Raw genomic sequence first — 13,469 nt, forward strand, 5'->3', positions numbered from 1 at the left:
ATACAATTGTCATCCTGAGGAACGAAGGATCTTCTTCGATTTGCATAGCGGATTTGCAGGGCGAAGAAGATGTTTCGCTATCGCTCAACATGACAAATTTTAAAAATGGGCCAATATGACCATACTTGATAAAATAGTTGCCAATAAAAAGAAAGAAGTAGCTGCTGCCAAAAAACGCACATCGTATATCGCGCTTGAAGAATCGGAATATTTTCATCGCGATACTTATTCGTTTAAAGATTTCCTGCTCGATCCGGCACGTACCGGTATTATCGCCGAGTTTAAGCGTAAATCACCATCAAAAGGTATCATTAATGATAAGGTAAGAGTGAGTGCCGTTACTACAGATTACGCTGCTGCCGGTGCATCAGCACTATCGGTACTAACCGATCGCAACTTTTTTATGGGCCGCAAAGCCGACTTGCAAAAAGCTCGGTCGGTAAACAGCATCCCGGTATTGCGCAAGGATTTTATGATAGATGAGTACCAGGTGATAGAAGCAAAGGCTTTAGGTGCCGATATCATTTTGTTGATAGCCGCTATCCTTACCCCTGCCGAGATAGATACCCTGGCCAAACTTGCTAAAAGCATCGGCTTGAATGTATTGCTTGAGGTACATAATTTGGAAGAGTTGGAGCGCAGCATCAACCCTAACCTGGATGCTATTGGTGTAAACAACCGTAACCTGGCCGATTTTACTGTATCTGTAGAAACATCGTACCAACTGGCTAAACATATCCCGGCCGAGTTTTTAAAGATCTCGGAAAGTGCTATCAGCGATCCTGAAACTATCCGCCATCTTAAGTTAGAAGGTTTTAACGGTTTCCTTATCGGCGAAACTTTTATGAAACAGGCCGATCCCGGCCAAGCCATGCGCGATTTTGTGGCTTTGTTATAAATGCACAATATATGTTTACCGAACAACAATTAAAAGCAGCACATAGCAAAGTAAAAACAGGAGCTGATTTCCCGGCATATATTAATGAGATAAAAGGGCTGGGCCTTTTGCGCTACGAGTTTTGGGTTGATAATGGCCGCACCATTTACTACGGCGGTAATAGCCACGTAATAGCTACTGAATCCAAATACCCCGAACAGGGTATTTCTACCGGATCTTCGGCAGATGAATTACGTCACATCATCACCATTCATCAGCAGGGGCAAACAGATTTTAATACTTTTTGCAAGCAGGTTGCCCATGCCGGGGTAGAAAAATGGGTGATAGATACCTCCCTGATGACCTGTACTTATTGCAATTTGAAAGGGCAGGTAATGGTTTCTGAACCAATACCGGAAATTAAATATTAAGAAAAAGACCTTTAATGCCCGGTAATTTCTTATCCGGGTATTTTTTTAACTTCTGAAATAAATAATTTCACTTATTGCTATTGTTCATTTTGTTCACGCTTTTCCCGAACAACATATACTCCTTTTACGTATAAAAGCGCATTTCCGGGTCGCTATTAAACATCAACCATCGGCCTTAATTTAATATACTCAGTAAGATGCCCTGATTAATACACGGGCATTTGGTTCATAATTATTGAGTATGATGAAAGACTTATAACGTATGAATAAGCCGTTACTTGTACTATACCTTCTGATTTTATGTTCGCTTGCGGGGTATGGGCAAAACTGTACATTAAATGTTAACATAACATCTTCTGCTCCCAATATTTGTTCGGGTAATAAAGTTACTTTAACTACCAACCTTACAGGCGGCACCGGACCCTATACCTATCTTTGGAACACCGGTGAAACTACAGCATCAATTGATGTAAACCGGGCCGGTACCTTTACAGTTACCGTTACTGATAAAACTCCTGGTTGCCAACCGGTAGTAGCAAATAAGTTGGTTACGGCGGTAAATACGCCTAATCCACCAACGGTAGCCGGGCAAAGGGTTTGCCCCGGCTCAACTGCCACACTTACGGCCACCGCACCAGGCGGTACTTATCAATGGTACGATGCCAATGGTGATTTTCTTTATACCGGTACAACATATACTACCAATCCTATCACTCAATCCACTGTTTTTTACGTGGAAACAACTATTGGTGGTTGCACCAGCTTTAGGAGCACCGTAGTTGTAAGCGTTACCGGCAGGCCAAGTGTTCAGGCAAATCCGGTGTGTTCAGGTGGATCAGTAACGTTAATCGCTTCGGGAGCCGATAGCTATGCCTGGTATTCTAATTCAACAGGTACCGGAACACCGCTAAGTACCAGTAGTACTTATGCAACCCCCTTGTTAACCACAACAACCCCATATTACCTGGTAGCTGTAATTGGCGACTGTACAAGCCAACCAATACTGGTAAACGCGAGGGTTATTCCACCACCCTCAAAGCCAACAATAACCGCGATTAATAGTGTTTGCGCAGGATCATCGGTGAATTTGCATGCCGATGGTGATGGCGTAATAGAGTGGTATGATGTACCATCGGGTGGCACGCCGTTAATTTCAAGTCCTGATTATACTACCCCGGTACTTAACACAACAAAAACATATTACGCGCAGGCTAACGTAGGCGATTGCGTAAGTCCGCGCGCTGCTATACAGGTACAGGTTACGCCGCTGCCTGTAGCACCGGCTTCTCAATCGCCATCAACCTGTTATGGTACAAGCACTACGTTAATTGCCGATGCAAACCCAACCGGATCATACGCATGGTTTACTACTGCTGTTGGCGGTACAGCGGTGTCCAATTCAAATAGTTTTGTAACGCCTGTATTGACCAGTACAACCACTTATTATGTACAGCACAGCAACGGCGATTGCACCAGCGATCGTACTCCCGTTATTGTGAATATTACTTCACAGCCCAGCCCTCCTGATGCTGCCGATGTGCCGCCTGTATGTAACGGCGGGCAGGCTACATTAACGGCCACATCAACCCAAACCGGTGGTGCAATACAATGGTTCACTGCAGCCAGTGGTGGTAACCCTGTATTTACGGGCTCTCCTTTTGTAACCCCTGCTTTAACCCAAGCCGCAACCTATTATGTACAATACAGAGATGCCGGTGGTTGCGCCAGCGAAAGGATCCCGGTATCGGTAACCGTACTTGATGCTATAGCCAAACCTGTTGTTACAACTACACCTATTTGTGCAGGAACTGCGGCTACATTAAAAGCTACCGGGTCGCCGGATGATTACCAGTGGTATGATCAGCCAACGGGTGGTACTCTGCTTATTGCAGGCGATACTTATGTAACGCCCGAGTTAACTACTACCACAACTTACTATGTGCAAAGCATAGTTAATGATTGTACAAGCCCCAGAACTGCGGTTACTGTAACCGTTAACCCTATGCCTGTAGCCCCGAACGTAAATGGGCCTACCCAGGTTTGCCCCGGCGAATCGGCAGTGTTGAATAGTCCGGCTTCGGGAACTGTACAATGGTTTAACGTTGCAACAGGCGGTACGCCCGTATTTACAGGTAGCTCTTATACTACTCCTCCGTTATTCAATCAAACAACGTTTTACGTGCAGGTATCAAATGGCAGTTGCGAAAGTGACCGTACTCCTTTTACTGTATCTATAACTTCGGTAATTAACCCGCAGTTTCAATATCCCTCGGGTACGGTTTGTACTTCGGGCGCTAACGTAAAGCCGGTAATTTTTAATCCGGCTGGTGGTACATTTAGCAGCTTGCCCGCTGGTTTGGTATTTGTTAATAATAGCACCGGCGAGATCAATGTTGCTGCAAGTATTCCAAATAACTACACCGTGATATTTACTTACGGAGGTGCCTGTGCCGGGGCAAGTAGTCAGAAAATAGCTATAGTAACTACGCCCGATGCCCACTTTACGTACAACGGGCCGTTTTGTCAAAGCGATAATAACCCACTGCCGGTATTTAACGCAGGAGCAAGCGCGGGGGTGTTTAGTTCATCATCTCCTAAATTAGTATTTAAAAATACGAGTACAGGTGAAATTGACCTTGATAAAAGTTCGGCCGGTACGTTCCAGGTTACCAATATCATAGCAGCAAGTGCTGGTTGTGCGGCAAGTACTTATACAACGCAGGTTAAAATCAGTGCCAGGGTATTTGTTGACGCCGGCCCGCCACAGCCGATATTGCAGGGAACAACGGCGCAATTGGCCGGAAGTATTAGCGGGGGCGTAACAACCGGTAAGTGGACAGGTGGCGCCGGCTCTTTTTCTGATCCAACTGATCCCAAAGCAATTTATACACCAGCGGCAGGAGAAACGCAGGTTACACTCACACTAACCTCTGATAGTCCCGTTAGTCCCTGCGGTCCTGTAAGTAAACAGGTAACTATTACTATAAGCCCTGTTCCGCCTGAGCCAACGGTTGATGCTAAACCTGTATGTGCGGGGAGTAGCGCAACACTTATAGCTACTGCACCGGGAGGCACTTATCGCTGGTATGATGCCGCTACGGGTGGTAATCTTTTAAAAACAGGCGCGATATTTACTACTCCTCCAATTACCGCAGATATCACGTATTATGTATCGGTAACCAAAGGCGGGATAACCGGCCCGCGAAAAGCAGTATTGGTAACAGCCAACCTCCAGCCTGCACCTCCGGATGTTACCGTGCCTGCGCAGGTTTGTCAAGGCTCTGCTGTAACACTGGTGGCTACAGGATCAACCGGTATTTATAAATGGTATGACCTGCCCGTTGGGGGTAACCTGCTAAAGCAGGGCGATACATTTACTTCGGGGGTATTAACCATAAGCCGGACTTATTATGTAGAAACCACTGTTAACGGTTGTACCAGCGATCGTAAAAAAGTTGATGTGCCGGTGACGCCCATCGCCCACGTAATTGGTGTTGGTCCTAACCCTGTATGCAGTGGTACGGCATTAAATTATACTATTACTGCCGATAGAACAGATGCTACCTTCTCATGGAGCAGAGCGGCGGTAAGTGGTATTAGCAATGCGGCAGTAACCGGCCAAACAACAAATACTATTACCGAAACTTTAATTAATACCACCGGAAATGCTATCAATGTAGATTATGTTATAACCCCATTGAATGGGGCTTGCGCAGGGCCGCCGGTAACATATACAGTTATTGTGAACCCTACCCCGGCTATAACCAACCAAACTATACCTCCCGTTTGCAATGGCTCCAGCACTAATTACACGCCAATGTTTACCACTACAGGCACCAGCTATAACTGGAGCCGTGCCGCGGTTGATGGTATCAGTAACTCGGCAGTATCAGGGCAGGCCGCGGCTACTATAAAAGAGGTTTTATTTAATACTACAACAGCTCCTATTGATGTAACTTATGTATTTAACTACAAAACTGCATCGTGCCAGGCCGAGCCTTATCCAATTAAAGTAACGGTCAATCCCGAGCCTCAAATTACCAGCGATGCTTCAAGCCCTACTGCGGTTTGTAGTAACACTCCTTTGGGTTACACTATAAAATCAAATATTCCATCAGCTACATTTATATGGAGCAGGCCTACTGTTGCAGGAATTACCAATCCGGCAGTAAGCAATCAAACAGATGCTGTAATTAACGAAGCCTTGGTTAATACAGCTCCTTTTGGAGTTAGGGTAACCTATACCATCACCCCTTTTGCTTACGGTTGCGCCGGGAAACCATTCACCTACTCGGTAACTATTGCGCCACAAATTGCGAAACCAGATGCCCGCAGCAATTCGCCGGTTTGCGAAGGGCAGGATATTCATCTGCAAACACCGGCGCTGGCAGGAGCTACGTTTTTATGGACCGGGCCTAATAATTTTCAATCGGAAAGCCAAAACCCTATTATACCCAAAGCAACAATAGCCAATCAAGGTGAGTATAAGCTTTATTTTAAGGTAGGCAATTGTTTAAGTGAGCCATCACCTATAAATGTTGATGTAAATCCAACGCCTGTGGTAAATGCCGGTAACAATGAAAAATATTGTAAAACCATACCGTTTATTCAACTTGATGGCAGCATCCCCACCGGCGGAACAGGTGTTTGGACCAGCAGTGGGACCGGCAACATTGCCCAGGTTGATAACCTTAAAACAACATACACCCCATCTCAGGCGGATAGGGATGCAGGAACAGTAAGCCTCACGCTAACATCTACGGGCTATTGCGATCCGGTAAAATCATCTGTTACATTTACTTTTGGGCCAAGTGCTGGTGCTGATGCCGGCCCCGCGACTATCAACGGTGTTTGTAACCAAAACCCGATGGTTCCAATATCGGGAGCTTCTGTATTGCCAGGTACTTCACCACACTGGACCTCAGCTTCCGGGAAAGGGGCGTTTATCCCTTCGGCTGATGTACTTAACCCAACTTTTGAGCCAGATCCATCCGATGTAGCAACGGGTTCTGTTAAATTAACCCTTACAGCGGTTGGTGTGGATGAATGTCATACAGGTACAGATGATGTAACCATCAATTTTGTGCCGCCGCCAACAGTGCAGGCTGATGCCGCAGGCGATACGCGATATGTTTTAAAAGACCATACCATAACGCTTAACCCTGTGGTGAGCAATGAAAACGTAACTTATTTGTGGACACCGGCAACAGGCTTGAGCGACAACACGGTTAAAAACCCGCAGGTAACGGGCGATGCAGATATCACTTATAAACTTACTATTACACAAACATCAAATGGCTGCCCTAATTCAAGTTATGTAAATGTTAAAGTATCGCCAAATATATCGGTGAAAAATACATTTACACCTAACGGCGATGGCGCAAATGATTATTGGGAAATTACCGGACTTGTTGCTTATGAAGATGTTACCGTAGATGTTTTTAACCGTTACGGGAAGCAGATCTTCCATTCAATTGGCTATCCGAAACCATGGGACGGAACCACTAATGGAGGTGCCGTACCAAGCGGTACTTACTATTACGTGATTAATAGCAGGCAGGAAAATTTGAGGTTAACCGGATATGTGGTAGTATTGAAATAGAGGGCATTAAAGAAATTTTATCAGTACAGCGAATACCACTAATGATAATACAGCAAGAGTTATAAATTGCCTGGAACGTTCATTGGCCTGCCTGATATCTGTAGCTCGACCTTCATGAATGAGGCGGTGATATCTCCGGTTATAACCATAAGATATTAAGAATAGTATTAGCGGTATGTAAAGCAGTAAGTATTTCATCGGCATAAAATTAAACACAGGGTTAGTATTATGCTAATGGTTAAAAATACTGAACGGAATGAATGCGAATGTTCCGCTGAGCGAAATTTTTAATTGAGATTAAAACCCGGTTACTAATAAGTTTTTGGCAGCTGTGATCTGTTAATAATCCTTAAATCCATTTTAAGTTTAAAAATTACGTTTAATTATTTTGTTGATAGCCTCGCCCCAAAAAACACCTAATGCTGCTGCGCCCTTTTTATTGGGATGAAGGTAAAAAGTACCCTGTTTCCCATCTTCAGGGATTTGATCTGTAAGGTGATTTTTTTCAAAATAGGCGAATGCTTTGGTATCTCCCACAAAAAACTGTTTGGGATTTGTGGCACTGTAGCTATTAGCCAAGACGTCGATCATCGGTACATAACTTTGAAGCCTGTTGAGGCCTTCCTGAAGGTATTGAGCGCCATTATAGGTATTAGGACTATACCACAGCGGGTGCTGGAAAATTATAACCGCCTTTGGGAAATCGGCCAGTAGCCTATCCACAATCGTTTTCAAGTTTTTCTGGTAATTTTCAGGAGATACCGGCGATCCATGCGGCCCTTTCACCGCGCTATCATTAGTACCAAGCTTTATCGAAAATATCAGTAACGCGTTTTTATCGGCGAAGCCATTCGCTGCCTCCTCAACTTTGGTAAATGTTTCTGTTCCAGGCAAAAAATCCAGTGTGGTATAGCCGCTATGGCCTTGGTTACTGAAATTTACCGTGCCCAGGTTTTTTTGTTTTTGCAGATAGGCCGCCGCCACAGCAGGTGGCGCTTCAATAGCTGCATTTGCCAGTTGTACGCCCTGCGTAATACTATCACCAATAAATACAATATTGATATCAGGTTTACTTTTATCAGTGAAAGATGTGCCGATAAATAGCACTAATAGCAGTATGGCAATGTACTTTTTCATGAGTATATCCCTTACCATTTTAACCCTACGTTCCAAAACATAAACGCCCATTTATCAACCTGTCCGTTTATCATTTGCGCGGTACTTTGTCCTGCGCCATGGCCTGCATTGGTTTCTATACGGATAAGTACCGGGGCTGTTCCCTGTTGATATTCCTGTAAACGTGCTGCGAATTTAAAAGAGTGGGCGGGTACCACGCGGTCGTCATGATCGGCAGTGGTAACCATGGTGGCAGGGTATTGACCTGGCTTTAACGCGTGGTATGGTGAGTATTTATAAAGATATTGAAACATTTGCTCCGAATCTTCGGCTGTGCCGTAATCATAGCTCCAGCCGGCACCGGCAGTAAATTTGTTATAACGCAACATATCCAAAACACCCACCGCCGGGAAGGCAACTTTAAACAGATCTGGCCGTTGGGTAAGCATAGCGCCTATAAGCAAGCCCCCGTTTGATCCACCCGAAATAGCCAGCTGATCTTTCGAGATATATTTGTTTTTAATAAGGTATTCGGCAGCGGCAATAAAATCATCAAATACGTTTTGCTTTTTTTGCTTGATGCCTTTGCGGTGCCAGGTTTCGCCATATTCACCGCCACCTCTTAAGTTAGGTACTGCGTAGATGCCACCATGCTCCAGCAAAATAATGTTTGATGTACTGAAAGATGGCGTTAAACTGATGCCGAAACCACCATAAGCATACAGCAAGGTTGGGTTTTGCCCGTTAAGCACTGTGCCTTTTTTGTAGGTGATGATCATCGGGATCTTGGTTTTATCCTTCGATGTATAGAAAACTTGTTTTGATTCGTACTGTTCCGGATCAAACTTGGCTCCCGATTTTTTGTACACTGTTGACTGGCCCGTTGCTATATCCAGTTTAAAAATAGTTGGCGGATATACATAATTAGTGAAAGTGTAGTAAGTTTCTTTTTCCTCCAATTTGGCACCAAAGCCAGATGCTGTGCCCACTGCAGGCAGGTTTATGGTGCGCTCCAGTTTGCCGTTCATATCGTATTGTTGGATCAGCGAGGTAGCATCCTGCAAATACTCGGCGAAAATTTTACCGCCGCCGGTTGTGGCGCTCAATACGTTTTTTGTTTCCTCAATGAGGTTTTTCCAGTGCGTAATATCTGGTTGAGCAGCATCAACAGTAACAAGTTTAAAATTGGGGGAATAGATATTGGTGAGAATGTAAAGCTTGCTGCCAACATTGTTCAATACGCTGTGCTGGTTATCAAAATTGTTCACCACGTTGATGATCTGGCTATCCGGTTTACTCAGGTCTTGTATATAAAGCTCGTTGCCGGTGGTAGATGTAGCAGCGGTAATTACCAAAAAACGCTCATCTTCGGTAAGGTAAGCCCCAATATACCGGCGCGGTGTTTTCTCTCCGCCAAAGATCAATTTATCGGTACTTTGCGGCGTGCCCAGTTTGTGATAGTAAAGTTTATGATACTGCGTCATGCCCGAAAGCTGGCTACCTTCGGTAGGTTTATCGTAGCTGCTGTAATAAAAGCCATCGGTACCATGCCATGCCAGTCCGCTGAATTTTACATCTTTAAGGGTATCGCCAACAACAGTTTTATCATCAGTTTTAATAACGATCACCTTACGCCAGTCCGACCCTCCTTCCGAGATCTGGTAGGCGGCCAGCTCGCCATTTTTGGTAAAATCGATGCCTTGCAGGGATGTTGTACCATCTTTAGAGAATTTGTTCGGATCAAGAAATACTTCGGGTGTGCCGTTATCGCCTAATTGGCGGTATAATACGCTTTGGCTTTGCAAGCCGTCGTTTTTATAAAAGTAGGTGTATTTACCTTCTTTAAAGGGGGCGCTGTATTTTTCGTAGTTCCACAAAAATTCCAGGCGTTTATGGATCTCATCACGATATGGAATTTGATCGAGGTAATTGAAAGTTACTTTATTTTCGTCCTGTACCCAGGCTTTGGTATCATCGGCTCGGTCGTTTTCAAGCCAGCGGTACGGATCAATAACCGGGGTGCCGAAATAGGTATCGGTAACATCAACTTTTTTTGCTTTGGGATATGGGAGCGTTTTTATGGTAGTCATTTGTGCAAATGTATAGCTGCAAAGTAAAACAGCTAATGCTAATAAACAGAACGTTTTTTTCATGTTTGCTTAAATTACAGGCTACTAAAGATAGCATCCGTATATCTTACCGCAAAGTAATTTATGGCTTAAAAGGTTAAAAGTTGTTAATTTTGCGCCCTTGTGCTGTTTAATTGGGCGGGGCAAGCTATATTAGCAGCGTAAAAAAAGCTTTATTTATATCGCTACAAACGATTAATAATAAGCTTGTTGCGTTTTGTGGTAGACCAGGCCGCTAATTTTTTACAGCGGATAGCCGGTTTATCATCGTGCAGGTATCAATAATAATGCTTTTTTTTACACGTTTTTGCTTTGCAATTAAGCACATGCGGGCAAAACATACAGTAATACAGTTACAGAAATAAAACATGAAACAAACCCTTACTTTTTTTACAGCAGGCCTTTTAATGCTGATGGCATATACCGTAAAAGCACAGGATAGTAACGATAGCGATGACGAAACAAAGGTAAGGAAGCTTAGAAGCTATGTTAGCTTAAGTATGGGTGTATCTTACGCTTTGGGCGATTTTGCTAAAGCCGATTACAGCAACAATAAATCTGGTTTTGCCAACAGGGGCGTTACTTACCAAATTGATGGTGCTGTTTATGTATATAAACATTTTGGTGTTGGTTTTACATTGTCGCACCAGGATCAGAGCAATTTTTCGTACGATGACGATTTGATCCTGTCGCAAGGTTATACTACAGATTTTAAAGCCGATAACGGCACTGTAACAGCCGATAAACGTTACCGCAGTTATAACTTTTTGCTTGGTCCGCAGTACACGTTTACATGGCGCCGTCTTGCGTTTGATTTAAGGGCATCAGCAGGTGCTATTAAAAGCCGTACGTCGCCGCAATTAACCATTGCAGTTACCGGTGTTAGCGCGCAAAGTGGCAGCATTGTACAACAAAGCGCAACCGGTTTCGCGTTTGCTTATGGTGGCAGCGCGGCTATCCGTTTTGATATGGGTGCAGGCTGGGGCTTATCGTTAAAAGGCAACTATGTTAAATCGGATGGTTATAATGTAACTACTACTGGCCGTACATTAAACGTTGGCCGTTTAGTAACTAAACAACCTATTACAGAAGGACAAATTGTATTTGGTTTGACCAAAGCATTTTAATAAGAACTTTATAAACAAGAAAAGCAGCCTGATGAGGGCTGCTTTTCTTGTTTTATGGGTGTTTTACGAAGCCGTCATTGCGAGGTACGAAGCAATCGCGAACTATGCAGAGCCGATTTGCTTCCGTGCGATTGCTTCGTACCTCGCAATGACGACCTTGATAGATCAATTCACCGTTATCTGCTCCGGCTTATCAGCAACAATTTCTGGTTGGCCTTTAAATAATTCAAAAACACCGGTAGCGCAAATGTGCTTGCCTTTTATGTTAGGCAAATCGAGTTTTATTTGTTTTCCTTTTACCGCTAAGGTATATTTTTGATGCGGGTACACTCCGCCCATATTAAGCAGGGTAAGTGAATCGCTTATCGTTCTGAGCGAATAGACGGTATCGCATAGGGTGCCCGTTTTGCCTATGTTGTTTTTAAAATCGGTTATGTTAAAACCTTTGCTTTGTGCTGATGATCTGCTTGCGAAAGCAAGTAATAGCAGTGCCGGTAATATTATTTTTTTCATGCTGTACTATTTGCTGCTTTGGGGCTCGTTGTTACCATCTTCCTTTTTATTATTCGGCGCAGGGGCGTAACCGTCTTCATAGTTCAGGGTAAAAGATGATTCGGCAGCACGGCTGGCCGCGTTTAACCCTTTTACATCAGGTTCGCTGTTATCAATTATTTCGTTGCCGGTATCCTGGCCTTCGTTTTGTTCAAACTCGTTGCCTGGGTCTTTGTCTTCCTGGGCATCATCAAGATTTGGGTTTTCGGGGATTGCCATAACATTAGTTTTTAGTGTACCTTTTATAACCCCTAAGTTACGGCCTTGTTTGCTGTCTGTTATGTAACAATGTTTATCTTTTTGGTATCAGGCCTAAAATGTATTTTTGCGGCTATGCCGGTACGCGATAAACTTTATTTTGCTTCTGATTTTCATTTAGGCGCGGGAGGCTATGCTAATAGCCGTATTCGCGAAGACAGGATAGTGCGCTGGCTTGACAGCATTAAGCACGATGCCGCCGAACTGTTTCTGGTAGGAGATGTTTTTGATTTTTGGTTCGAATACAGATCAGTTATCCCAAAAGGCTACATCCGTTTTTTTGGCAAACTGGCCGAACTGGTTGATGCGGGCGTAAAGCTTTACCTATTTAAAGGCAACCACGATATGTGGATGTTTGATTACTTTGAAAAGGAACTCGGTGCAACCATCATTAGCAATGAGTTGAAACTTGAGCGTAACGGTAAAAAGTTCTTTATCCATCACGGCGATGGTTTGGGCCCTGGCGATAATTTTTATAAAATCCTGAAAAACTTTTTTCGCAGCCCTTTTTGCCAGTGGCTATTCGCTCGGATTCATCCTAATTTTGGTGTGGGTATAGCTAATAGCTGGAGCCAGCACAGCCGCGATACCCACGAAAAACAAGAGAATCCCAAACCCGGCGAGCAGGAATGGCTGGTTAAGTTTTGCCGTGAGGAACTCGAAACCAATTTTTACGACTACCTTGTTTTTGGCCACCGCCATCTGCCGCTTGATATAGCATTAAATGATCAAAGCCGCTATATAAACCTGGGCGAATGGGTTTCTTATTTTACTTACGCCGTGTTTGATGGAAGGGAACTTAAGCTTAAGTATTTCGAAAAAGAAGCATGATCAATATTGTTTACTATAGCCTGAGTTAAGTATCCTTGCTTTTTGGTTGTTAAATTCGGCCTCTGTAATAGCGCCGCTATCAAGCAGCTGTTTAAACTTTTGAAGTTCATCTGCCGATGATCGGGGCGGAAAAGCAAACGGATCTTTATTCTGAATTTTTGGAGTGCAGTAGATAATTAAAATGCCGATAAAACTCAGAAAAAGAGCTAAAAATAGGCCCGGAACTGCGCCAATTGTGCGAGTGCTCCCTGCTTTATATCCCCATATCGGAATGGCAATGGCAAATACCGCCATTAAGGCGAAGGCAACAATAATTAAAATGATTTCTGGTGCGCCTAATCCACCCATAGATTTAAGATTTAAGGTTTAAAAATTGGTGTTACAGCGGCTAATATATCAATTAGTATTTTTAAAATACAATACCTAAACCGTGTTTTAAACCGATGTTGTTTGATAGGCATTGTATGCACATTGTAATAAGCAATTACAGTTGAGCGCCCGGGATAATATGGGGAGTTTTTTGCAGAAAAAAATACGTACTTTTGT

Annotated in this window: 10 protein-coding genes; 5 read left to right on the forward strand and 5 right to left on the reverse strand. The window is 43.8% G+C overall.

Features of this window, described 5'->3' with window-relative positions; translation table 11 throughout:
* Positions 1-115 precede the first annotated feature (115 nt).
* The 3 genes from trpC to AAFN85_RS18655 all read left to right on the forward strand — a co-directional run bounded on the left by trpC (position 116) and on the right by AAFN85_RS18655 (position 6,910).
* Positions 116-898 (forward strand): indole-3-glycerol phosphate synthase TrpC, encoded by a 783-nt coding sequence (gene trpC / locus AAFN85_RS18645; protein WP_347529120.1) that lies wholly within the window; start codon positions 116-118, stop codon positions 896-898.
* An 11-nt stretch (positions 899-909) separates the two neighbouring features.
* On the forward strand, positions 910-1,308 hold the full coding sequence (locus AAFN85_RS18650) for a DUF1398 family protein (protein WP_347529121.1): 399 nt from the start codon (positions 910-912) through the stop codon (positions 1,306-1,308).
* Positions 1,309-1,570: 262 nt separating this feature from the next.
* Positions 1,571-6,910, forward strand: a complete 5,340-nt coding sequence (locus AAFN85_RS18655) for a PKD-like domain-containing protein (protein WP_347529122.1) — start codon at positions 1,571-1,573, stop codon at positions 6,908-6,910.
* 366 nt (positions 6,911-7,276) lie between these two features.
* On the opposite strand, the gene AAFN85_RS18660 is transcribed toward AAFN85_RS18655, so the two are convergent.
* Together AAFN85_RS18660 and AAFN85_RS18665 are read right to left on the reverse strand one after the other, a co-directional pair.
* Positions 7,277-8,047 carry a GDSL-type esterase/lipase family protein gene (locus AAFN85_RS18660; protein WP_347529123.1) on the reverse strand — a complete coding sequence of 257 codons (771 nt, stop codon included), beginning with the start codon at positions 8,045-8,047 and terminating at the stop codon, positions 7,277-7,279.
* Between the two features lie 11 nt (positions 8,048-8,058).
* Positions 8,059-10,179 carry a prolyl oligopeptidase family serine peptidase gene (locus tag AAFN85_RS18665; RefSeq protein WP_347529124.1) on the reverse strand — a complete coding sequence of 707 codons (2,121 nt, stop codon included), beginning with the start codon at positions 10,177-10,179 and terminating at the stop codon, positions 8,059-8,061.
* Positions 10,180-10,523: 344 nt separating this feature from the next.
* Here AAFN85_RS18665 and AAFN85_RS18670 point away from each other — a divergent pair, with 344 nt between their 5' ends.
* Complete coding sequence (locus AAFN85_RS18670) at positions 10,524-11,282, forward strand: hypothetical protein (protein ID WP_347529125.1); 759 nt, start codon at positions 10,524-10,526, stop codon at positions 11,280-11,282.
* A gap of 165 nt (positions 11,283-11,447) precedes the next feature.
* On the opposite strand, the gene AAFN85_RS18675 is transcribed toward AAFN85_RS18670, so the two are convergent.
* Both AAFN85_RS18675 and AAFN85_RS18680 read right to left on the reverse strand, forming a co-directional pair.
* Complete coding sequence (locus tag AAFN85_RS18675) at positions 11,448-11,795, reverse strand: hypothetical protein (protein ID WP_347529126.1); 348 nt, start codon at positions 11,793-11,795, stop codon at positions 11,448-11,450.
* A gap of 6 nt (positions 11,796-11,801) precedes the next feature.
* Complete coding sequence (locus AAFN85_RS18680; RefSeq protein WP_347529127.1) at positions 11,802-12,053, reverse strand: hypothetical protein; 252 nt, start codon at positions 12,051-12,053, stop codon at positions 11,802-11,804.
* A 114-nt stretch (positions 12,054-12,167) separates the two neighbouring features.
* On the opposite strand from AAFN85_RS18680, the gene AAFN85_RS18685 reads away from it, so the two are divergent.
* Positions 12,168-12,923, forward strand: a complete 756-nt coding sequence (locus AAFN85_RS18685; protein ID WP_347529128.1) for a UDP-2,3-diacylglucosamine diphosphatase — start codon at positions 12,168-12,170, stop codon at positions 12,921-12,923.
* On the opposite strand, the gene AAFN85_RS18690 is transcribed toward AAFN85_RS18685, so the two are convergent.
* Positions 12,924-13,271 (reverse strand): SHOCT domain-containing protein, encoded by a 348-nt coding sequence (locus AAFN85_RS18690; protein WP_347529129.1) that lies wholly within the window; start codon positions 13,269-13,271, stop codon positions 12,924-12,926. It lies immediately after the preceding gene.
* Between the last annotated feature and the right edge of the window lie 198 nt (positions 13,272-13,469).

It is taken from the genome of Mucilaginibacter sp. CAU 1740 (assembly GCF_039839285.1).
Classification (GTDB): domain Bacteria; phylum Bacteroidota; class Bacteroidia; order Sphingobacteriales; family Sphingobacteriaceae; genus Mucilaginibacter.